Source organism: Rhizobium phaseoli (assembly GCF_003985125.1).
In the GTDB taxonomy this organism is placed as follows: Bacteria; Pseudomonadota; Alphaproteobacteria; order Rhizobiales; family Rhizobiaceae; genus Rhizobium; species Rhizobium phaseoli.
Genome location: NZ_ML133576.1, coordinates 1 through 22,176, shown reverse-complemented (window position 1 = coordinate 22,176; position 22,176 = coordinate 1). Strand labels below are relative to the sequence as shown.

The window sequence follows — 22,176 nt, the reverse complement described above, 5'->3', positions numbered from 1 at the left end:
GAGTCCTGATCAGCCAAGGTCTTGCCTTGCCTCTTGTTTGCCGCAAGACGCGAGCGCTTCCACTGGCATGCCAGGACCGGCGTCACAGTGGTCGACCCGACGAATGTCGAAGACGAGGCCGCCAAAGTCCACCAGGAATTCTGGCCGAAGCATCTGGGCAAGGTTTAAGCCAGGCTCATTGATCAGACCAGAAAATGACGGCTGCGATGCAGATGGCCCGGAAGAAGGACCGGGCGCATCTGTCGTAGCGGGGCGATGCGCCGAATACGATACGGACGCCCTTGTGGTCGCTCATCTGGCTGCGAACAGCGCCGACCTTTGGCCGGGGCGCCATGGCCGCAATCGCGGTCATGGCATGCCCCGTCGGCGATGCTGCGACGGTCAGAAGGGATAATGCTGGGCGGAATCCTCGACCGTGATCCAGCGAAGGTCTGTGAATTCGGCGATCGCGGCCTTGCCGCCGAAACGGCCGTAGCCGCTGCCCTTTACGCCGCCGAAGGGCATTTGCGCCTCGTCATGCACCGTCGGGCCGTTGATGTGGCAGATGCCGGATTCGATCCGTGCGGCAACCGCCATGGCCCGCTGCACGTTGCGGCTGAAGACGGCGGATGACAGGCCGTATTCGGTGTCGTTGGCAATACGGATCGCTTCCTCTTCGCCGGAGACGCGAATGATCGGCTTCACCGGCCCGAAGGATTCTTCCGCATAAACGCGCATGTCAGGTGTGACGTGATCGAGCAGGGTCGCCTCGACCACGGTGCCCGAGCGCTTGCCGCCGGCCACGAGTTTTGCGCCTTTTTCCGTTGCGTCGGCGATCAGCTCTTCCATTTTCCTGGCGGCATCGAGGCTGATCAGCGAGCCGAGCACGACGTGGCCGCGCGGGTCGCCGGCTGGCAACTGGCTGGCGCGGGCGGCCAGCCTGGCGACGAACGCGTCGGCGATCGTCTCGTCGACGATGATCCGCTCGGTCGACATGCAGATCTGCCCCTGATGCATGAAGGCGCCGAAGACGGCGGCATTGACGGCACCGTCGAGATCGGCGTCGTCGAGGATCACAAGCGGCGCCTTGCCGCCGAGTTCGAGAAGGGCGGGCTTGAGATATTTGCCGCAGGTCTCGGCAATGATCCTGCCGACCTTGGTCGAACCGGTGAAGTTGACACGCCTGACAGTGGGATGGGCGATCAGTGCGGTGACGATCTCGGGCGCGTCTTCCGGTGCGTTGGTCAGAACATTGATGACGCCAGCCGGCAGGCCGGCCTCGGTCAGCACGGTGGCGATCAGCCGGTGCGTGCCGGGGCACTGTTCCGATGCCTTGAGGATGACCGAGTTGCCGCAGGCGATCGGCATGGCGATGGCCCGGGTGGCGAGAATGACCGGTGCGTTCCAGGGCGCGATCGCCAGACACACACCGGCGGCCTGGCGAACGCCCATGGCAAGCGCGCCGGGCTTGTCGGAAGGAATGATTTCGCCTGATATCTGCGTCGTCATGGCGCCTGCCTCGCGCAGGATATTGGCGGCGAGCATGACGTTGAAGCCGGCCCAGGGCGCAGTCGCACCCGTCTCCTCGATCATCAGCCGGGTGAATTCGCCGACCTTGGCATCCATGATATCGGCCGCCTTCATCAGGATCGCGCGGCGCTGGCTGGGCCCGGTTTTCGACCAGGTGGTGAAGGCGGTGGAGGCGGCGTCGACGGCGGCGGCGACATCCTCCAGGCTTGCGGCGGCGGCGCGGCTCGCGAGCTTTTCGGTAAAGGGATCGAGACGATCATAGGTGCGGCCGTCGGCGGCTGCGCGGTCGGCGCCGTTGATGAGAAGGGAAATATTCATGACGAGATCTCCTGAAGGAAAGAACTAGAAGCCGAGCACTTCGGCATTGATGGATGCTTCGAGGCCGCCGTCTGCGGCAAGATTGGCGCCGTTGATCCAGCGTGCGCCATCCGAGCAGAGGAACAGAACCGCGGGCGCGATATCGGCGGCGGTACCCGCGCGGCCGACGCGGGTGATGTCGCTGTCGACCCTGGCATCGCCGAGCACGGCGCGGAACTGCTTGAGGATCGGCGTTTCCACCGGTCCCGGGCTCACCGCATTGACGCGGATACCACGCGCCTTGAATAGAGGGTCGTGCGCGGCGCGCATGGTCCAGAGCAGCAGCAGTTCCTTGGACAGCGGATAGCCTTCCTCGTCCCTGAGGCCGTGTTCGGCGGCGACCGCCGAGACATCGGGAAAGCCTTCAATGCCGGTCAGGATCTTTGCCCGCTCGAGATTGGCGCGCCAGCCATAGCCGGCAATCGAGGCGACGTTGACGATGGCGCCGCCCTCGCGCAGTCGTGGTGCCATGGCTTCCGACAGCGCGCGAAGGCCGTAGAAATTGACGGCGAGCGTCGAGACGACGCCGGTATTGCCGGAAAGGCCGGCGACGTTGGCGAGTGCGTCGAGACGCTGCGGAAGCCGTGCTACGATCTCGGCAACGCCCGATGGCGTGGACAGATCGCCCCGGATGAAGGCGGCGTTCCCATTGGTGGGTTCGCGCACGTCGATACCGATCACATCGGCGCCCATCTGGCTGGCCAGTTCCGCCGTGCGCGCGCCGATGCCGGACGCTACACCTGTTACCAGGATCGTTTTACCAAAAAGCATGAATGTCACCTTTCACAAGAGGAACTGGAGGCAAGCAGGCTCATTCTTCCCATTTGATCTTGGTCGGTCCGGGAAGTTTCAGCCGATAGCCGACGGGCAGAAGCTGGAAATCGAAGCGGCGTTCGATTTCGCCCCAAAGCCCGCGCGGCAGGTAGAGAGAGAAGATCAGAGCGGTGGCGCCGAGGCCGATCAGATACCAGACGCCGGTACCGCCGAAGAAGGTCTCGATAACGAAGAACAGGATGGCGCCGAGGATCGCGCCTTCGAACTTGCCGATGCCGCCGACCAGCACCATGAAGATCATGTAAGCGGTCCACTGGACGCTGAAATAGGTCTTCGGCTGGAAGGTCGTGGCGGTTGCAAGCCACAGGCCGCCGGCGACGGCGATGCCGAAGGCGGCAAGTACGAAGAGCAGCCGTTTGGTTGCGGTGACCCGCACGCCGACCGAGGTCGCCGCCTCCTCATTGTCACGGATCGCCTGCATGGCCGCGCCCGCACGGCCTCGCATCAGCATGAAGAGCGCGCCGAGCAGGGCGGCCATGGACGCGAGCGCCAGCCAATAGATCGCCGCCCGCCGCATGCCGCTGTCATAGAGGTTGAGCGAGATCAGCGAGGTTCCCGTTTCGCCCTGGATCAACCGGTCGAGATTGACGAGCAGGTGGGCGAGTTCGGCGACGACCCACATGCCGATCGCGAATTCGCCGCCCTTCAGCCGCAGCATGAACAGCGAAAGCGGGATCGAGAGCGCGCCGGTCACCACTGCGGCGGCAAAGACCGAGAGGAAGGGATCGAGGCCGGCATTGGCGAGGCGAATGGTGAAATAGGCGCCGAGGCCGAAAAACACCTGCTGGCCGACCGAGACGAGGCCGCCGAAACCGGCGAGCGCATTCCACATGGCGGCAAGGACCACATAAATGAACAGTGCCGTCATCCGGTCGATCGCACCGGCGCCGAGGATGGCGGGGGCGAGCGCCAGCAGCACGAGCAAGGCGGCCATGGAGCCGAGCGCCACTCGCGACGATTTCGTCCAGCGTTCGATCGACATGCCATGGGAGGCGAAGGTCGTATGGGAGGTCATGTCGGGCTCCGGAGACGCGCGCGGGGTTTTAGAAATGCGCCGAGTTTATCGAGGAGGGGCATGCCCGACCGGGACAGCCTGATGAAAAGCACGAGCAGGAACACGGCATGGCCGCCGATCAGGAAGCCTTGCGGATGCAGCTGCGCGCCGAGCGATTGGGCAAGCCCGAGGACGATGCCGCCGGCAAGCGTGCCCCAGAGCGATCCGGCGCCGCCGATCACGGCCGTCTCGAAGGCGAAGAGCAACTGCGGCCCGCCCGCATAGGGGCTGAAGGTCGCCCGCATTCCGAGAAAGGCGCCGGCGATCCCGATCGTGACCATGGTGATTGCCGTGGCGACGGCATTTACCCGACGTGCATCGATGCCGACGAGCCCTGCCGTATCGGGATCTTCGGCCGTGGCGCGGATGGCGCGGCCGAGCGCAAAGCGGCTGAGGAAGAATTGCAGAGCGCCGAGAAGGAGGATCGCCGTTACCATCATCATGACGGCGAGCTTGCCGACGAAGATATGGCCCGGCAGCTGCCACGACGCATAAGAGAGATTGCCAATGAAGGGCGCGAGCGAGCGCGTGTCGGCGCCGAACTGTTCGAACAGCAGGTTGTCGATGACGATCGACAGGCCGAAGGTCGTCAGGATCGGCAAGAGCGTGCCGCCGCGGGCGCTACGTTCCAGGATGAAGCGCTGCAGCAGCGAGCCGAAGACCGCCATGGTGGGCAGCACGATCAGCAATCCGGCGAAAGGCGGAATGCCGGCTTTGGCGGCGAGCAGCCACAATCCATAGGCGGCAGCGATCGCCAGGCTGCCATGCGCGAGATTGATGATCCGCATGACCGAAAACATGAAGGACAGTCCGCAGGCGATGACGGCGTAATAGCCGCCGAGCAGGATGCCCTGGAGCAGGGAATTGATCATGATGCGCTCCTCTCGCCGGCGGCCCGGTGCAATCCGAAATAGGCCTGGGTGACGTGCTCGCGGGTGACGGCCGCCGCCGGCCTGTCGAGCACGATGCGTCCTTCCAGCATGCAGATGACGCGGCTTGCGACACTCATGGCGCGGGCGAGATCCTGCTCGACGAGCACGATCGTCGTCCCCGATGTGAGCAGGGCTTGCAGCTGAGCATAGACGCGGTCGACGACGAGCGGCGAAAGCCCGAGCGAGACCTCGTCCAGCAGCAGGATGTCGGGGTTGCTCATCAGCGCCCGGCCGATGGCGGTCGCCTGCTGCTCGCCGCCGGAGAGGTGCCCTGTCTTGGCGTGGCGGCGAGGCTTCAGGTTCGGAAAGGCGTCGAGGACGCGGTCGACGCTCCATTCGCCCTTGCGCCCGCAGCTCTTTCCGAGAAGCAGGTTCTCCTCGACGGTCATCTGCGAAAACAGGCGCCGGCCTTCCGGCACCAGGGCGATGCCCCTGGCGATCCGCTTGTGGGAAGGGATGGCGGCAAGATCCTCGCCGTCGAGAAGGATCTCGCCAGAGGCGGGCAGGTGAGCGCCGGCGATCGATCGAAGCAGCGTCGTCTTGCCCGCGCCGTTGGCGCCGACCAGCGCCAGCACCTCACCCTTGGCGATATCGAAGCTGACACCGCGCACCGCCTGCAGCAGGCCGTGGCGGACGTCGAGGTTGCGGATGGAGAGAAGGCTCATGCCGGCGTTCCTCCAAGATAGGCCTTGACGACTTCGGCGTTGCTCATGACCGCTTTCGGCTCGCCATCGGCGATGATCCGGCCGGCATCCATGCAGATCAGCCGTTCAGCCACCTGCAGCAGGATATGGACGATATGCTCGATCCAGACGATGCCGATGCCGCGGCGGCGCAATTCGAGAATGGTTTCCACCAGTTCGCTCGCTTCGCCATCGGTCAGCCCGCCGCCGATCTCGTCGAGCAGCAGCAGCCGCGGCTGCGTGGCAAGCGCGCGGGCAAGCTCCAGGCGTTTGCGATCGAGCAGGCCGAGCGTATCGGCCGGGCGGTTGGCGACGCCGAGCATGCCGCAGAGCGAAAGCGAATCCACCACCCGCTCATAGGCTTCGTCGCGGCTTCCGGCATTGCCATGGGAGGCGGCGACGAAGACGTTTTCGAAAGTCGTCATGCCGCTGAAGGGTTTCGGGATCTGATGAGTGCGCACCAGCCCCGAGCGGCAGCGCTCCGCCGCTGTCCGGCTGGTCACGTCGGCGCCATCGAAGGTAATCGTGCCAGCGCTCGGCGGGAAGGCGCCGGCGAGCACGGAGAGCAGCGTCGTCTTGCCGGCGCCATTCGGCCCGACGATGCCGACCGCGTCGCCATCGCCCATGGAAAAATCGAGATCTTCCAGCACCACGAGCGCGCCGAACCGCTTGTGGATTCCGTTCGCCGAGAGAAAGGCTCCTCCCGGCCGATTTTGGGTTTGCTGCTGCACCGTGCGTTATCCGTTGTAGGCGATGAGCTTGGCGCCGACCGGGACGTTGGGATCGGTGGCGTTTTCGGTGACGACGTAGTCGAGCGCGAATTTCGAGCCCTCGGCCGCTTTTACCCATTGTGTGCCGATGATCGGTCCGGGCGAGACATTGGCGACCGGACCGCTGGTGAAATCGATCTTGCCGGCGATCGTGGTCGTTTTCAGCGTGGCAATCGCCTTGGCGACGGCAGCCTTGTTCTTGGCGTCGCTGCTCGCCTTCAGCGCGTCGAAGCCGGCATCGAGAAGCGCGAGGCTGGCGCCGAGCTGCTGCGTCCACTGCTTGCCGCTTGCCGCTTCATAGCCGTCGGCAAGCTCGGTTCCCGAGACGCCGGTCAGCGTCGATTTGTAGGGGAAGGCCTTGTGCCAATAGGCGGCGCTGCCGATGTTCATGCCGAGATCGCCGAGCGCCTCGATATCGGAAGGAAACAGTCCTGTTTTGGCGACCTGGCAGATCTTGATCTGCTGGGTGAGGCCCTGCTGGGCGGCCTGGCGCCAGAAGGCGGCGAAGTCGGGCGGGATGGGGAAGGAGTTGAAGATCTCGACGCCCTCCTGCCGGAAGAGGGCGATCTGTGCCGAGAAATCGGTGGTGCCGGTTTCATAGGCACCGGGATCGACGATGGTGAAGCCCGCCTTGGCGAGGGCGGGCGCCAGATGGGCGCGGATCGCATTGCCGTCGGCATCGTTGGGATACATGACGCCGACCTTCTTGTTGGTCTCGATCAGGCTCCACTGCGAAACATAGGCCTTGTGGAACTCTTCGACGCCGAAGCCGAAATGATAGGTCCATTTGAAAGGCGAGGGTGCGCCGGGCTTGGCGCCGCGGCCGAAATACCAGGCCTCCCACGGCATGACGGTCGAAAGGCACGGCACGCCGGCCGCCTCGCAGGCGTCGGCCACCGGATTGATCGTTTCGGGCGTGGAGACGGCGAGCATCAGGTCGATCGCCTGGTTGTTGATCAGCTCCTTCGCCAGTTGCCCGGCCCGCGAGGGATCGGACTGGGTGTCCTGGTCGAGGATATCAACCTTCCAGGTCTTGCCGCCGGCCTGCAGGCCGTTCGCCAGCGCCTTGCGTGCGAGATCGAGCACATAGCCGTCCGTTTCGCCGAAGCCGCCGAGCGGGCCGGTGCGTGGGCTGATGAAGCCGACCTTCAGCGTGTCGCCGCTCTCGGCGAAGGCCGTGCGGCCGGACAGCGCGAGCGCCGCGCTGCCTGCGGCGGCCGATGCGATGAAAGAGCGGCGCGTGAGAGACGCCGTGTTGAATGTCCTGCTCATGAAATTGTTCTCCCTCTTGGTGCGGGCCTCCCGCCCGTTTCCTGTTCATTTCCGGCCGATCTGGCTTCAGATCGGGTATTGATGTTTTCCCGATGCGATTGTGACCCATCGAAGCTCGGTGAATTCGTCGATCGCGGCCTTGCCGCCGAAGCGGCCGTAGCCGCTCGATTTGACGCCGCCGAACGGCATTTGCGGCTCGTCGGAAACGGTCGCCTCGTTGATGTGGCAGATGCCGGATTCGAGCCGCATGGCGACAGCGAGCGCGGAATTGACATCACCGCCGAAGACGGCCGCCGAGAGCCCGTATTCATTGTCGTTGGCAACGGTCACGGCCTCGTCGACGCTGCCGACGCGGATGATCGCCGCGACCGGCCCGAAACTCTCCTCGCGATAGATGCGCATGGCCGGCGTCACGTGATCGATGACGGTCGCATCCATCAGCGTGCCATGCGCCTCGCCGCCGCAGACGAGGACGGCGCCTTTCTGGAGAGCGTCGTCGATCAGCGACCGCACACGGCGCACGGCCTCGGCGTTGATCAGCGTGCCGAGCGGCGTATTGCCGTCCTTGGGATTGCCGGCGATAAGCGTTGCTGCCTTCGACCTGAATTTGCCGACGAAGCCGTCGGCGATCTCGTCCATCAGGATGATCCGCTCGGTCGACATGCAGATCTGGCCCTGGTTCATGAAGGCGCCGAAAGCGGCGGCACTGACCGCCTCGTCGATATCGGCGTCGGCAAGCACGATGAACGGCGCCTTGCCGCCGAGTTCGAGCAGGCAGCGTTTCAGATGCCGTGCCGAGGCTTCGGCGATAATCCGGCCGACGCGGGTGGAGCCGGTGAAGTTGATGCGGCGCACGGCCGGATGGGCGATCAGCGCATCGACAACAGCGGCGGCATCGCCCGGGGCATTGGAGACGACATTGACGACGCCGCGCGGGAAGCCGGCGTCGCGCAGGACGTCGCCGACCAGCCCGTGGGTCTTCGGGCAGAGTTCGGAGGCCTTGAGGACGACCGTATTGCCGCAGGCAAGCGGCATGGCGACGGCGCGGGTGCCGAGGATGATCGGCGCGTTCCAGGGCGCGATGCCGACGCAGACGCCGGCCGGCTGGCGCACCGCCATGGCCATGCTTCCGGGAATGCCTGATGGAATGAGCTCGCCTGCGATTTGCGTCGTCATCGCCGCCGCCTCGCGAAAAATATCTGCGCCGAGGCCGCAATTGATCGCCGCCCATTGGGTGGTGGCGCCGGTCTCGCCGGTCATGGCTTCGATGAGTTCGGGGGCGCGGGCTTCGAGAATATCGGCGGCGGCGTTGAGCAGCCTCCTCCGTTCGCCGGGGCCGGTCTGCGACCAGTCCGGGAAGGCGGCCGCGGCAGCGTTGGCCGCCCTTGCCATGTCGGCGGGGGAGCCTGCCGAGGCGATCGTCGCGACGTCGCCCGTCAACGGATCGATGCGTTCGAAGGTCGCCCCGTCGTCCGCATCCACCGCCTCGTTGTTGATCATCAGCTTCGCCGAGAACACAGTTTTCCCCGTTCATCCCCAACTGGCGCTGCCAGCAGGCGCGTTGTTTTTGCCAGGGAGGGACGAGCGGAAGCCGCGGCTAAAACCCCGCCTGACTATCCTGCATCTGTTGAAGTGCCTCCTCCCAAAGGCTGATGACGATGAGGTTACGCCGATCGTTTCAGGATGGAATGCGATTTACTGGGTTAATATTGTAATTATCCGGCGATGGGCCCATGTTTGCAGGAAGCAGGAGGAGATGCGGTGGCGACGGACGGGGGGATTCACCACTATGCGAGAGGCGAATGGTACGCGCCGTCGCTCTCGCACCGGCGCATTCGTTTTCAAAAGGGGCTCTATGCCGAATTCCATCATTTCCTCCTGCTTGGCGAGGGGAGGGGCGAGCTTCATTTCGACAACGGCGAAGACCGGCCGCTGCACGGGCCGCTGATTGCCTTTCTGCCGCCGCAGGCGCGCTGCGATCTGTCGATCGCCGCGGGAACCGCCGCCCATCTGGTCGGCGTGTCGGCGCAGATCATGGTCGATGCGATCGGCGACAAGGTGGAATCCTATTCGCTGCGTATCTTCACCGAGCAGCGCAAGCTGGTCGAAGCGGCGGATCCGTTGCTGGTGGCGGAGGTCGCTCCGTTGGTTACGGGCTTCGTGCGCGAACTCGGCGATCCCGCCCGCTCCTCCTGGATGGTCGCAGCCGCCTATATCAGGCTGGTCCTGATGGCGCTTTGGCGCGGCCGTGGCGGGGAAAGAGGCGAGGAGCGAGGGCAGGGCGAAACAGGTTCGATCCTGCAGCGATATCGCCAGCTCGTCGAGGCCGGTTTCCGCAACCACCGACCAATCAGCGATTATGCCGCCGAACTCGGCGTCACCACCGACCGGCTTCATTCCATCTGCCAGAGGGCGCTCGGCCGCTCGCCGATCCAGCTTCTGCACGAACGCGTGGTGCAGGAGGCGAAGCTGAGATTGGAGCGCTCGGCCCGCAATATCCAGGAAATCTCCGACAGTCTCGGTTTCCGCGACCCGACCTATTTCAGCCATTTCTTCAAGCGCAAGACCGGCCTTTCGCCCGCCGGCTACCGCGAGATCGCCCGCGCGTCCGCCGGTTCGGAAAACAGCATGCTCTCGTCGGGCTATGCGGACTGGCCCTAGAGCTCAGGCGGGCGCCGGAAGCAGCCCATCAGTTCCCCCTGTAAATCCGCTTCAGCGCGGTGAGCAGCGCATCCATTTCATCGGCCGAAAACAGGTCGATAAAATGCTGTTCATGCCTGTCGATCCGCTCGCGTGCCTGCACGAGCATCGCGTCACCGGCCGGCGTCAGATGCAGTTCCTGGCGGCGGCGGTCTGCCGCGGAGGGGCGGCGTTCGATGAAGTCGCGGGCGGCCAAACGGTTGACGAGGGCCATCATGGTAGCGCGGTCGGTGCCGAGCGTGTTGGCGAGGTCGATCTGCGACGCGCCCGGATTGGCCGAGATGAGTTCCATCACCGCGAGCTGCTTCTGTGTCAGCGCCAGCTCTTCCATGGTTTCCGCGAAGTCGCGATAGATCGCGACATGCGCCATGCGCAGGTGAAAGCCCAGGAGATCGCCAAGCCGGCCGACGTGGAGACGAGGCGTTGCGGAAACCTCCTCTGTCTCGAAATCATCCTGCGGTAGTTTTCCGGCCATCGTTCGTCCCGCCTCGTTGCGGCGCCATAACCATCAAAATCAGCGGGTTAGTCAATATGCCTTATGCGGCGGCCGAAAGCATTTTTTCGTCCGCTTGGGCTTTCGGATTTTCTTTAGACAGCATCTTGCATCCTGCCGGAAAACGATATTAGTATGTGTAGCATACAAATTTGATGCCCGCCGGAGGAGCGGAGGGCATGGGAGGAGAATATGGCGCATTCCTTTTCCGGGATGGCTTCGCCGGCGGATTGCGGGCTGGTGCAGGACGATCCGGTCCTCTACCGTGCCCGCGTCGCACCGGATCGTCAGGCTCTGTTCGAGATTGCCACCGGCCGGCAGCTTACCTATGCCGAACTCGATCGGCGGATTGCACGCTGCGCCGGTTTTCTGGTCGCGTTGCTTGGGGTGCGGCGGGACGGAGCGCGTGTGGCCATGCTGGCGCGCAATTCCGTGGATTCAATCGTGCTTGCCTTTGCCTGCCAGCGCGCCGGCGCCATCTACGTGCCGCTCAACTGGCGGCTTAACGCCGCCGAGCTTCGGCCGATCCTTGCCGATTGCGCGCCGCTTCTCCTGGTCCATGACGAGGAGTTTTCATCCGCCGTGGCGATCCTTGCCGAAGCCGATCCCGAGATGACGGTGATTTCGACGGCTGATGGCCCGGCTGCCCTTGCCGCGCGGATCGAGGCGAGCCTGCCTGCCGCCCCGGTGTCCGCTGATGCCGACCGAGCTTGCATCCTTCTCTATACGTCGGGCACGACGGGACAGGCGAAGGGCGTCGTCATCAGCCGCCGCAACGCCTTTTTCGCCGCGGTCAATTTTTCCTTCGTCGGCGAGATCGGACCGGGCGCCGTCGCGCTCTGCGACCTGCCGTTCTTCCATACGATCGGGCTGATCGCGGTAGCGCGCACGACCTTGATGCTTGGCGGTACGCTCGTCGTCTCCGACCGCTTCACGCCGGCGCGCACGCTCGCGGCCCTTGCCGACCGTGAACGCGCCATCACCCATTACTTCGCCGTGCCGCAGATTGCGCTCGCCTTGCGCAACGATCCTGCCTATAGCGCTGCGGCTCTTTCCGGCCTGCACGCGCTCTTCGTCGGCGGCGCGCCGCTGACGCAGACGCTGATCGAAAGCTATCTCGACGACGGCGTCGCACTGGTCAACGGCTACGGCATGAGCGAAGCGGGAACGGTGCTGCATGTGCCGATCGACCGGCGCGCCGTGCAGGACAATCCCGGCAGCGTAGGCCTTCCGGCGCCGCTGCTCGACATCCGCATTGTCGGCGAGGATGGCCGCGACGTCGGGGAGGGCGAGATCGGCGAATTCTGGCTGCGGGGGCCGGCGGTGACGTCGGGATACTGGAACAAGCCGCGGGAAACTGCGGCGGCCTTTACCGACGGCTGGTACCGCACCGGCGATCTCGGCCGGCGCGAGGCCAACGGCTTCTATCGCATCGTCGACCGGCTGAAGGACATGTACATCAGCGGCGGCGAAAATGTTTATCCCGCCGAGGTCGAGGCCGCGCTCGCAAGTCATCCCGCCGTTCTCGACGCCGCCGTCATCGGCGTTCCCGACGAAAGGTGGGGCGAATGCGGCGTCGCTTATGTCGTGCTGCGGCCGGGAGTTGCGGCGACGGGCGAGGAGATCGCCGGCCATTGCGCGGAAAGGCTCGCCGCCTTCAAGCGCCCGGTCTGCATCCTCTTCGTCGAGACCATTGCCCGAACTGCCTCCGGCAAGGTGCAGAAACATGTTCTGCGCCAGCACCATTCCGAAGAAATCCTTCAACGACAGGCCATGTGAAGCGGCTGCGGCCAATCACGCCGAAACCAATGGAGTGAACCTATGACTGAAAACACATCGCCAGTCCTGGTCGAATTCGATGGCGGCATCGCCTTCGTGACGCTGAACCGTCCGGAAAAGCGCAATGCGATGAACCCGGCGCTCAATGCCCGGATGCTCGAGGTGCTCGACGAACTCGAAGGCGACGAGCGCTGCGGCGTTCTCGTGCTGCGCGGCGCCGGCCAATCCTGGTCGGCCGGCATGGATCTGAAGGAATATTTCCGCGACAACGACGACAAGCCGCGCGATGCCACGCTGAAAGCGCGGCGCCAATCCGGCGGCTGGTGGGGCCGGCTGATGTATTTCGAAAAGCCGACGATCGCCATGGTCAACGGCTGGTGCTTCGGCGGTGCCTTCACGCCGCTCGTCTCCTGCGATCTCGCCATTGCTGCCGAGGAAGCGAATTTCGGCCTCTCCGAGATCAATTGGGGCATTCTACCGGGCGGCAACGTCACCCGTGCGGTGGCCGAGGTGATGCGCCACCGCGACGCGCTCTACTACATCATGACTGGCGAGCTGTTCGGCGGGCGCAAGGCTGCGGAAATGGGTCTCGTCAACGAGGCGGTGCCGCTCGCAGAGCTCGAAGCCCGCGTCCGCAAGATCTGCGCCAGCCTGCTCGAAAAGAACCCGGTGACGCTGAAGGCGGCCAAGGACACCTACAAGCGCGTGCGCAACCTGCCGTGGGATCTTGCTGACGACTACATCTACGCCAAGCTGGAGCAGATGCTGTTTCTCGACAAGACCAAGGGGCGCGATGAAGGGCTGAAACAGTTCCTCGACGACAAGACCTATCAGCCGGGACTCGGCGCTTACAAGCGCGGCCGTTGAGGTCAGGCCTGGCATGGCCGGGCCGTGACGGATTGCTATCGGGAGGAGGAAGCAATGAAGATTCACGCCGCGGTGGCGCGTGCGCCGCATATGCCGCTTTCACTGGAAAGCCTCGATTTGGAGGAGCCGCGCGAGGGCGAGATCCTGGTCCGCGTCGTGGCAACGGGAGTTTGCCATACCGACATCGTCATGCGCGATCAGCACCTGCCGGTGCCGCAGCCGGTCGTGCTCGGCCATGAAGGCGCCGGCATCGTCGAACGCGTCGGGCCCGGCGTCAGCAAGGTGGCGCCCGGCGATCACGTGGTCATGACCTTCAATTCCTGCGGTCATTGCCCGAGCTGCAACGATCACGAGGAGACCTACTGCCACGAATTCTTTCCGCGCAATTTCTTCGGTTCGCGGGCGGATGGTTCGAGCGGGCTTTCCTATCGGGGGGAGCGGGTGCACGGGAATATTTTCGGGCAGTCCTCTTTCGCCAGCCATGCGCTCTGCCACGAACGCAACATCGTCAAAGTACCTGATGACGCCGATCTGGCGCTGCTCGGGCCGCTTGCCTGCGGCATCCAGACCGGCGCCGGCGCGGTCATGAATGCATTGAAGGTCGAGCCGGGAAAAGTGCTTGCGGTTTTCGGCATGGGTTCGGTGGGGCTTGCCGCCGTGATGGCGGCGCGGGTCGTTGGCGCTTCCAGGGTCATCGCGGTCGACGTCAATGTGGCGCGGCTGGCGCTTGCGGCTGAGCTCGGCGCGACCGATATTGTCGACGGCAAGACCGGCGATGCGGTCGCCGCGATCATGGCGCTGACCGGCGCCGGCGTCGATTATGCGATCGATGCCTCCGGCGTGCCCGCCGTCATCGACCAATGCGTGCGGGTGCTCGCGCCGCGCGGCACCTGCGGCATCGTCGGGGCTTCGCCGCACGGCGCGACGCTGACGCTCGACCTCACCCATATTCTCTCCGGCGGACGCCGGGTGCGCGGCATCGTCGAGGGCGACTCCAATCCCGATGTGCTGATCCCGCTTTTGATCGACCTTCACAGACAGGGCCGCTTTCCCTTCGACAGGCTGGTCACCTTCTATGATTTCGCCGACATCAACCAGGCGGTGGAGGATGCGCAAAGGGGCATAGTGCTGAAACCGGTCGTGCGTCAGCCGGCCGCCTGAGACAGTTCAAGGGAGGAAAGAATGAACATCGTCAGCCCAATCACCGTCGATACCAGCCCCGACGCCATGAAGGCGCTGCTTGCCCGGCAAAGGGCGTCTTTGCTTAAGGAAGGGCCACCTGATATTGCGACCCGCATCGATCGCATCGATCGCGTCATCGCCCTTCTCGTCGATCATAAGGACGCGATTGCCGCCGCCCTGTCGGAGGATTTCGGCAGCCGCAGTGTCGAGGCGAGCCTGCTTCTCGACGTTTTCACCTGCGTCGGTTCGCTGAAATACGCCAAGGCCCATGTGGCCGAATGGCTGAAGCCCGAGCAGCATGAGGCCTTGTTCCCGGATGCGGTCGCCGAGGTGGTCTACCAGCCGAAAGGGGTGATCGGGATCCTCAGCCCCTGGAATTTTCCCTATCAGCTCGCCCTTGCCCCGCTGGCCGGCATCCTTGCCGCCGGCAACCGCGCGATGATCAAGCCGTCGGAGGTCACCCCGGCATCGGCGGCCTTGATGGCGCAACTCATCGCCGGCGCCTTCGATGAAACGGAAATCGCCGTCGTTCAGGGCGGGCCGGCCACGGGCACGGCCTTTACATCGCTTGCTTTCGACCACCTGATCTTTACCGGCGGCACCGCGATCGCCCATCATGTCATGCGCGCGGCGGCGGAAAACCTGACGCCGTTGACGCTCGAACTCGGCGGCAAGTCGCCCGTCGTCGTCGGCCGTTCGGCCGACCTTGCAGATGCGGCGCGCCGGGTCATGACCGTCAAGACACTGAATGCCGGCCAGATCTGCCTGGCGCCGGACTACGCCTATGTGCCCGAGGAAAGCGTGGCGGCCTTCGCCAAACATGCAGTCGCTGCGGTCGGCGCAATGTATTCGGGATTGAAGGAAAATCCTGATTACACCTCGATCGTCAATGCCCGCCATCACGCCCGCGTCCAGGCGCTGATCGACGATGCCAGGGCCAGGGGCGCCCGTGTCGTCGAGATCAACCCAGCGGACGAGAATTTTTCACAGCAATCGGCCCACCGCATGCCGCCGACCCTCATCCTCGATCCTACGGAAGACATGCGCATCCTGCAGGAGGAAATCTTCGGGCCGGTGCTGCCGGTCATCGCCTATCGGGATATTGCCGATGTCATCGACCGCATCAATGCCAAGCCGCGGCCGCTTGCGCTCTATTATTTCGGCCGGGACCCCGATGAAGAGCGTCGTGTACTCGACAATACGACCTCCGGCGGCGTGACGGTCAACGACTGCATGAGCCACGTCACGGCGGAAGGTCTGCCTTTCGGCGGTGTCGGCCATTCCGGCATGGGCGCCTATCACGGTAAGTTCGGTTTCCTCACCTTCTCGCATCCACGCGCCGTCTATCACCAGAGCAGGATGGTAGAAGCCGAATACATGATGCGGCCGCCTTTCGGCGATGCGATGCGTGGCTTTCTCGCCGCGGCGATCTGCAAGTAAGGGCATCACGGGCGGCGGCGGCGCGCTGCCGATCGAGCAGCGCGGTGGTCATCTTGGCGTCGCCGAAGACGCTAACCCATTCCTGAAGCTCAGCTTGGTGGTGATGATGACGCCGCCGGCCTCGTATTTCAGCAGCGCCACGCCCGGCTGGTCGTCCTCGAAGGGACGGATCCAATGGATGGTCACCTGATCGCGAAAGGGGCCGAATGCCAATTCCTTCCAGCCGCCGGATGTCAGAAGTTCGCGGGTGGTTTCAGGCATGGGCAATGCTTTCCAGAATGTCGTCGACATGGGCGGTCCAGCCGACGATCGCGCCCTGGGCGCGGATCATGGCGATGGCGGCGGCCTTGAACTCGGGAAAGTAGCTTTCCGTCGCCTCCTCGGCGAGCAAGCACTCATAGCCGCGGTCGTTCGCCTCGCGCATGGTCGTCTGAACGCAGACCTCGGTGGTCACGCCAGCAAAGACCAGTTGCCTGATGCCCTTTCGCTGCAGCGCCTCCGCGAGTCCGGTGGCATAGAAGGCGCCTTTGCCGGGCTTTTCGATCACCACTTCGCCATCGATCGGAGCAAGCTCCGGTAGGATCGCCGTTCCCGGCTCGCCAGCTATGAGGATGCGGCCCATGGGGCCTTCGTCGCCGCTCGGAGCAGGACGGCCGTGCCTGAATTGCGGGCTTTCATAATGCGGGCCCGGATCTCGGGCGCGGCTGAGGAGGAGGACACCATCGGCGATGCTGTTGCTGGCCGGCCGAGTGAGAGGCAGAGGAGGGAAGGGGAGGCCGTGGCGGAATGAGAGGTTTGGAGAGAGGCTCCAGCCGGTCCGCCATGGAGAAACGACATGGCACAAGCCATCCAGAAAATCACCCTCAGTGCAGCCCGCGACATCCCCTTCAACAAGCTGGTGCTCAGCCAGCAGAACGTCCGCAAGATCAAGGCGGGTGTGTCGATCGAGGATCTTGCGGAGGACATCGCCCACCGCGGTCTTTTGGCCAGCCTTAACGTTCGGCCCGAACTTAATCATGAGGGCAAAGAAACCGGTATGTACCGCATCCCGGCCGGCGGGCGTCGCTATCGTGCTCTTGAGTGGCTCGTGTCGCAGAAACGGCTTGGCCAAACCGCCGGCGTTCCGTGCATCATCAGCAGCAGTGGGACGTCGGAGGTTGAGGATTCCCTTGCTGAAAACGTCCATCGCGTCAGCCTGCATCCTCTTGATCAGTTCCGCGCCTTCCAGGCGCTGCGGGAGCAGGGGCTCGGCGAGGAAGAAATCGCTGCGCGGTTCTTCGTCTCGGTCGCCACGGTGAGGCAGCGCCTGCGGCTTGCGTCCGTCTCGTCCCGGCTTCTCGATCTCTACGCCGAAGACGAAATGAACCTCGAGCAGATCATGGCGTTCTCGATCACCAACGATCGTGTCCGCCAGGAACAGGTCTGGGATAGGCTCTCCCGATCGCATAGTCGCGAGCCATATTACATCCGGCGCTTACTGACTGAATCCGCGATCCGCGCCAGTGACCGGCGCGCCGTCTATGTCGGCGTCGATGTCTATGAAGCGGCCGGCGGCGTGGTGATGCGCGATCTGTTCGAACAGGATCAGGGCGGATGGCTGCAGGATCCGGTGCTTCTGGAGCAGCTCGCGCTCGAAAAACTCAAGGCTGACGCCGATGCGATCCAGGAGGCCGAAGGCTGGAAATGGATCGAAGCCGCTTTCGATTTTTCCTATGGCCATACATCCGGGCTTCGTCGCTTCTACGGGGCGCAGGCCGAGATGGCCGAGGAGGAGCGCGCCCGCTACGATGCTACACGGGCCGAATACGACAAGCTCGATGCGGAGTATGCCAAGGCGAGCGAATATTCCGCGGCAACCGAACAGAGGCTCGAGGAACTCGGCACCGAGATCGACCGGCTCCATGATCGACCCTATGTCTTCGACGCCGAGGACGTTGCTCGCGGCGGCGTCTTTGTTTCGCTTGGCGCCGGCGGCGAGCTCAAGATAGAACGGGGGTTCGTACGGCCCGAAGATGAGCAAAAAGCGGACGTCGAGGCCTTCGATGCTGACGATGGTGGTAGCGTCGATCTCAATGGCCGTTCATCCGTCACCGAGGAAACGGCTGCTGGCGGTGATCAATCGGAAGACGAGGATGAGACGGTCAAACCGCTACCCGATCGCCTGGTTCTCGATCTGACGGCCGCGCGGACTGTTGCGCTCCGCAATGGGCTCGCCAACGATCCGGTCGTGGCCTTCATTGCCGTGCTGCACGCCTTCGTGTTGAAGACCTTCTATTCCTATGGTTCGGACTCATGCCTGGAGATAACGTTGCAGAGCGCGAAATTCAGCCAAACTGACGGGCTCGGCGACACGGTATGGGCAAAGGAAATCGACCAGCGGCAGGAGGGCTGGGGCCAGGATCTTCCCAGGGATCCGAATGATCTCTGGGCGTTTCTGATCGGTCTCGACGATGTGAGCCGACAGGCGCTTTTTGCGCATTGCGCCTCGCTATCGGTCAATGCTGTGATCGAGCCCTGGAACAAGCGAACCCGCGCAATCGCGCACGCCGATCAACTGGCCCGCTCAATCGGTTTTGGGATGGTCGAGGCAGGATGGACGCCGACGGCTGACAACTACTTCGGACGCGTCACCAAGGCTCGTATCCTGCAGGCGGTCCGCGAGGCGAGGGGCAATCGGTCGGCGGAACTGATCGGCCATCTCAAGAAGGCCGACATGGCTCTTGAAGCCGAACGGCTGATGACCAATAGCGGCTGGCTACCCGAACCGCTTCGGCTTGTCACAGACAGCGCCTCGTTCGAGCAGGGGATTGTCGAAGCCGGCGAGATTGCTGATGGCGGGACAGTCGAGACACCGGCGCCTGATCTCCCGGCTTTCCTCACCGACGCCGCGGATAATGCCTCCGCGCCAACTGACGAGATCGACGAACACCGGCATCTCGACGCGGCCGAATAACCCCCCGTTTCACGAGACTGAACCGACGGCCCGGCTCCGAAATGAGACCGGGCCGCATCCGTTTCCAGGAGAGTGTAATGTCCGATTTTACGATCGAAACCACCTTTCACTTGCCGGTTGTCCGGCATCGCACCTATGCCGCCGAGACGTTGGAGGCGGCCTGCCGTGCAGCAATCGACGACGACAACTGGAAGATGGCCGGGAATGATCACGATTCCTCCCGCCGGGTCCATGTCACCGGCGCCTGGGAAGGAGCGCACACTGCTTATAACGGCCCATCGATCCCGGTACCGTCGCAGTTCGAGGACACGCTCCAGCGTCGGGCTCGTCATTTCGAGATCCTGCTCGGCCTGCTGAAGGTCTTTTTCGACGACGCCCATGCCAACCGAGAGCCGTCACTCGACTGGCTTAATCGTTCAGCTTGGGAGATTGCGCGAGGAGAAGCCATTCTCGCGGGAGGTCCGGATCCTGATGAGCCTGCCGAACCGCCGAGTCCTGTCCACGTTCTCGCCCGGCTGCAGGAAGACCGGGTTCGCGAGGCCATCGTCGCTGTTCTCGAGGTCGATCACCGTTTTGGCGGGCTTTCGACCGAGGCGGTGAGCGATGACGAGATCCACCAGGCGTGCGTCTCCATGGCGACGACGACGGACGTCTCTGATGTCGTCAGCAACGTCGAATTCCAGGCGGCCCTGACGGCGATCCGGGCAGCGCACCGGCGCCTCCATCGAGAATGATCCTTTTCCGCCCTTATACCCTCAACCCAGCCCGGCCAATGCGCCGGGCTCTTGCTTTTCAGGAGATAGTCCAATGAACACTCTCAGCACCAACACTCGGCCGACAGTTTCTGGCTTCAAAGTCGATATTTCCCGTGGCGAACGGATCGGCCGCGTTTCGTCGGAATGGTTTTCGCGCCCTGACGACGAACGGTTCATGTCCCTGACCGAGCTCTACGACACCGTCCGGTCCCGGGCGGACCGCGCTCATGCGCGAACGATCGAAAGTGCGGCGATCCGCGTCGAGGCCACCCGCGATAATGCCGAGCGGCTCGAGCTCCTCGTTCCCGGTGAGCGCCAGCCGATCGCCCCGACCCATTGGAGCTACGGTCAGCTCTGCAGCCTGGTTGGAGCTCCCGCCACCTACATGCGCCAGCTGCCGGCGCCGCTTGCCGCCATCAATCTTCAGCATGGTCTGCTCAATCACCGTGCCGAACTGGTGAAAACGCTCGAGATGGACGATGGCCGGCTCGAACTCAGGGCCGTCACCGGGCCGGAATACGGTCGCATCTGGGACCATGAACTGGTCTCGGCGGTGATGAAGATCGCCGGCAATGGCACCGGCGATACGATGTGGAAGGTGCCTGGCGTCCTCGATTGGGCGACGATGACGCACAACCCGTTCGTCGATATCACCAAGGACACGACGACGCTCTATGCCAGCGACCGCGACGTCTTCCTGTTCTTGGTCGACGACACCCATCCGATCGAAGCCGGACGGCTGCCAAATGGCGAACCGGACCTCTATTTCCGCGGCTTTTACGCTTGGAACTCGGAGGTCGGATCGAAGACGCTCGGTATCGCCTCCTTCTATCTCCGCGCCGTCTGCGCCAATCGCAACCTCTGGGGCACGGAAAACTTCGCGGAAATCACCATCCGGCACTCGAAATTTGCCGAGCAGCGTTTTGCGCACGAGGCAGCGCCCGCGTTGGAAAGCTTTGCCAATTCCTCGCCGGCTCCGTTCGTGGCCGGAATCAGGGCTGCGCGCGAGCGGATTGTCGCCGGCAAGGATGAGGATCGCGAGACCTTCCTGCGCCGGCGCGGCTTCTCAAAGGGCGAAACCAGCAAGGTGATCGAGATGGTTTTGTCGGAAGAAGGCCGGCCGCCGGAGTCGATCTTTGACTTCGTACAGGGGATCACGGCGCTGGCACGCACGAAGACCAACCAGGACACCCGCCTTGAGCTGGAGGGCAAGGCCAAGAAACTGCTTGAAAGTGCTGTCTGATCAAGCCTGAACGCGTCTCATCACGATGCCGTCGGCCCGCCCGAACCGGTCGACGGCATCGTCATTTTCAAAAGCCGCAAAAGGAACGCACGGGCGGGGGCAGTCGGTTCCGCCTCCCTGACGGCCGCTATGCTGAGGCTCCCGCGGCTGCCCTGTTCCGCCCTTAGCGTGGCGAGAATTCCCGAAATCCGCCTCATGGCGCCGCTATGCTGATTTCTCCGATACTCTTCATTGTTCGATTGGAACCCGCCCTGCGGGCGGGCTGCCCGAGCGTCCTTGGCTGCCGGCAGCCCGCATGATCGGGAGCGGCATGCGATTCGCCATCCCGCTTCTTTTTAAAGCCGAATATCAGTCAGTTTAACCCGGCGACCTCGCCGGTGCGGAAGGAACTCAGCTTGTTCAGCAGCTCCTCAGAGATCTCGAATTGCCGCGCCGTCCCCCGGCCCATCGAGTTCTTCACGATCGTCTCGTTCAACATTCCCCGCTTCACCAGAAGATCGACCGTCTCCTTGACGCCGGTGCGTGTCAGAGCCGTAACTTCCATTATGCTGGAAAGGGTTAGCTTCTGGTGAGCCTGGTTCATGCTGTAGATGATGGTCATCATGCCGACCTGCTTCAGCCTGGCCTGCGGGGTCTCGTCCTGAAGCGGATGATCGAGGATCTCGTGCAGGATGAGACCTGAGAAGGCGAGGCTGTGCCATTGCGTCTTCAATGCTCTTGCCATGTCATTTAACTGTGTTATATAGGGCAGTAAATTCACACGCTGACCGGGTAATTTGTCCGGTGTGCGCTCTTGCATTGTGATGCCTGAGGGTCTGTCCCATGAAAAACCTTCTGCTGAATATCCTGCTTGCCACCTGCTGCACAATGTCACCCTATCTTATTTCCGGCGATAAAGCGCGGGCCGAAGATTGGGGATGCCAGGTTATCCTATGCCTTTCCAATCCCGGCGGGCCGACACAATATGCCGAATGCCGGCCGCCGATCCAGAAACTGTGGCGGGAGCTCGCGGAGGGGCATCCGTTCCCGACGTGCAGCGGCGTTGGTTTTCAGAGTTCACGGCCGGGTTATGAGCCTTATTATTGCGATGACGGCTACAAGCTGACGAACGACGTGGGTCCCGGCGGGCGGCAAGCAACTTGCGTGTCGATATCGCCGCAGCCGGTGAGCAACAGCCTCTGCTGGAATGGCGACGATTACACTTCCCGCGGCAATTCGGTCCTGTTGCCACATTGGCAGCCCGTCGAGGGGCGCCGCCAATGCCTAGGCTACACGATGGTGCGCCCCAATGTGCGTTCGCAGCCGCATTATGTCGACATCACTATCGATGGCGCCGGTAAGCAGCGCGTCTGG

20 protein-coding genes and 2 pseudogenes are annotated in these 22,176 nt (G+C 63.6%); 10 read left to right on the top strand and 12 right to left on the bottom strand.

The genetic code is table 11. The annotated features are described in order from the left end of the window. Positions 1-81: 81 nt before the first annotated feature. Positions 82-168, top strand: a pseudogene (locus EFD56_RS33715) (nucleoside deaminase); the annotation flags it as partial. Positions 169-381: 213 nt separating this feature from the next. Here the strand turns inward: EFD56_RS33715 and EFD56_RS19695 are convergent. The 8 genes from EFD56_RS19695 to EFD56_RS19660 all read right to left on the bottom strand — a co-directional run bounded on the left by EFD56_RS19695 (position 382) and on the right by EFD56_RS19660 (position 8,911). Then, positions 382-1,827, bottom strand: a complete 1,446-nt coding sequence (locus EFD56_RS19695) for an aldehyde dehydrogenase (RefSeq protein ID WP_064830307.1) — start codon at positions 1,825-1,827, stop codon at positions 382-384. Positions 1,828-1,851: 24 nt separating this feature from the next. Beyond that, positions 1,852-2,637, bottom strand: coding sequence for a coniferyl-alcohol dehydrogenase (locus tag EFD56_RS19690; protein ID WP_064832541.1), 786 nt, complete (start codon positions 2,635-2,637; stop codon positions 1,852-1,854). A 40-nt stretch (positions 2,638-2,677) separates the two neighbouring features. After that, positions 2,678-3,715, bottom strand: a complete 1,038-nt coding sequence (locus tag EFD56_RS19685) for a branched-chain amino acid ABC transporter permease (protein WP_126906026.1) — start codon at positions 3,713-3,715, stop codon at positions 2,678-2,680. After that, on the bottom strand, positions 3,712-4,626 hold the full coding sequence (locus EFD56_RS19680; protein WP_126906025.1) for a branched-chain amino acid ABC transporter permease: 915 nt from the start codon (positions 4,624-4,626) through the stop codon (positions 3,712-3,714). Before EFD56_RS19680 ends, EFD56_RS19685 begins: the two co-directional genes overlap by 4 nt. Beyond that, on the bottom strand, positions 4,623-5,351 hold the full coding sequence (locus tag EFD56_RS19675) for an ABC transporter ATP-binding protein (RefSeq protein WP_004671441.1): 729 nt from the start codon (positions 5,349-5,351) through the stop codon (positions 4,623-4,625). The genes EFD56_RS19680 and EFD56_RS19675 overlap by 4 nt, the downstream gene beginning before the upstream one ends. Further along, the gene (locus EFD56_RS19670; protein ID WP_064830304.1) at positions 5,348-6,100 is read right to left on the bottom strand and encodes an ABC transporter ATP-binding protein; all 753 of its coding nucleotides are present in this window, start codon (positions 6,098-6,100) and stop codon (positions 5,348-5,350) included. Before EFD56_RS19670 ends, EFD56_RS19675 begins: the two co-directional genes overlap by 4 nt. 6 nt (positions 6,101-6,106) lie before the next feature. Next, positions 6,107-7,411: an ABC transporter substrate-binding protein gene (locus tag EFD56_RS19665; RefSeq protein WP_126906024.1), complete on the bottom strand. Its 1,305-nt coding sequence runs from the start codon at positions 7,409-7,411 to the stop codon at positions 6,107-6,109. Between the two features lie 66 nt (positions 7,412-7,477). Next, complete coding sequence (locus EFD56_RS19660) at positions 7,478-8,911, bottom strand: aldehyde dehydrogenase (protein WP_206513419.1); 1,434 nt, start codon at positions 8,909-8,911, stop codon at positions 7,478-7,480. 261 nt (positions 8,912-9,172) lie between these two features. Here EFD56_RS19660 and EFD56_RS19655 point away from each other — a divergent pair, with 261 nt between their 5' ends. Then, positions 9,173-10,072 (top strand): helix-turn-helix transcriptional regulator, encoded by a 900-nt coding sequence (locus EFD56_RS19655; protein ID WP_126906022.1) that lies wholly within the window; start codon positions 9,173-9,175, stop codon positions 10,070-10,072. A gap of 28 nt (positions 10,073-10,100) precedes the next feature. Here the strand turns inward: EFD56_RS19655 and EFD56_RS19650 are convergent, their stop codons facing one another. Continuing rightward, positions 10,101-10,586, bottom strand: a complete 486-nt coding sequence (locus EFD56_RS19650) for a MarR family winged helix-turn-helix transcriptional regulator (protein WP_064832525.1) — start codon at positions 10,584-10,586, stop codon at positions 10,101-10,103. 210 nt (positions 10,587-10,796) lie between these two features. Here EFD56_RS19650 and EFD56_RS19645 point away from each other — a divergent pair, with 210 nt between their 5' ends. Genes EFD56_RS19645 through EFD56_RS19630 form a run of 4 tightly spaced genes read left to right on the top strand, consistent with a single transcriptional unit; the run spans position 10,797 to position 15,872 of the window. Then, entirely contained in the window at positions 10,797-12,383 is a 1,587-nt protein-coding gene (locus tag EFD56_RS19645) for an AMP-binding protein (RefSeq protein WP_126906021.1), read from the top strand. 42 nt (positions 12,384-12,425) lie between these two features. Then, positions 12,426-13,250 (top strand): p-hydroxycinnamoyl CoA hydratase/lyase, encoded by an 825-nt coding sequence (locus EFD56_RS19640; RefSeq protein WP_097603204.1) that lies wholly within the window; start codon positions 12,426-12,428, stop codon positions 13,248-13,250. A 54-nt stretch (positions 13,251-13,304) separates the two neighbouring features. Then, on the top strand, positions 13,305-14,411 hold the full coding sequence (locus EFD56_RS19635) for an NAD(P)-dependent alcohol dehydrogenase (RefSeq protein WP_126906020.1): 1,107 nt from the start codon (positions 13,305-13,307) through the stop codon (positions 14,409-14,411). Positions 14,412-14,432: 21 nt separating this feature from the next. Continuing rightward, a complete protein-coding gene (locus EFD56_RS19630; protein ID WP_126906019.1) occupies positions 14,433-15,872 on the top strand; it encodes a coniferyl aldehyde dehydrogenase in 1,440 nt (479 codons plus the stop codon). A gap of 105 nt (positions 15,873-15,977) precedes the next feature. Here EFD56_RS19630 and EFD56_RS19620 read toward each other — a convergent pair. Together EFD56_RS19620 and EFD56_RS19615 are read right to left on the bottom strand one after the other, a co-directional pair. Next, positions 15,978-16,133: pseudogene (locus tag EFD56_RS19620) on the bottom strand (cupin domain-containing protein); the annotation flags it as partial. Continuing rightward, positions 16,126-16,716 carry a cysteine hydrolase family protein gene (locus tag EFD56_RS19615; protein WP_237353198.1) on the bottom strand — a complete coding sequence of 197 codons (591 nt, stop codon included), beginning with the start codon at positions 16,714-16,716 and terminating at the stop codon, positions 16,126-16,128. The pseudogene EFD56_RS19620 and the gene EFD56_RS19615, both read right to left, overlap by 8 nt. Between EFD56_RS19615 and EFD56_RS19610 the strand changes: the two genes are divergently transcribed. The 3 genes from EFD56_RS19610 to EFD56_RS19600 all read left to right on the top strand — a co-directional run bounded on the left by EFD56_RS19610 (position 16,708) and on the right by EFD56_RS19600 (position 20,823). Continuing rightward, complete coding sequence (locus tag EFD56_RS19610) at positions 16,708-18,825, top strand: ParB/RepB/Spo0J family partition protein (RefSeq protein ID WP_126906018.1); 2,118 nt, start codon at positions 16,708-16,710, stop codon at positions 18,823-18,825. The two genes, EFD56_RS19615 and EFD56_RS19610, sit on opposite strands and share 9 nt — an antisense overlap. A gap of 77 nt (positions 18,826-18,902) precedes the next feature. Continuing rightward, positions 18,903-19,559 (top strand): hypothetical protein, encoded by a 657-nt coding sequence (locus EFD56_RS19605; RefSeq protein ID WP_126906017.1) that lies wholly within the window; start codon positions 18,903-18,905, stop codon positions 19,557-19,559. Positions 19,560-19,632: 73 nt separating this feature from the next. Next, complete coding sequence (locus EFD56_RS19600; protein WP_064829769.1) at positions 19,633-20,823, top strand: hypothetical protein; 1,191 nt, start codon at positions 19,633-19,635, stop codon at positions 20,821-20,823. 352 nt (positions 20,824-21,175) lie between these two features. Here EFD56_RS19600 and EFD56_RS19595 read toward each other — a convergent pair whose 3' ends face one another. Then, positions 21,176-21,547 (bottom strand): hypothetical protein, encoded by a 372-nt coding sequence (locus EFD56_RS19595; RefSeq protein ID WP_064824316.1) that lies wholly within the window; start codon positions 21,545-21,547, stop codon positions 21,176-21,178. A gap of 98 nt (positions 21,548-21,645) precedes the next feature. Here EFD56_RS19595 and EFD56_RS19590 point away from each other — a divergent pair. Then, positions 21,646-22,176 (top strand): hypothetical protein (locus EFD56_RS19590; RefSeq protein WP_126906016.1); only part of this gene is annotated, 531 nt, incomplete at its 3' end.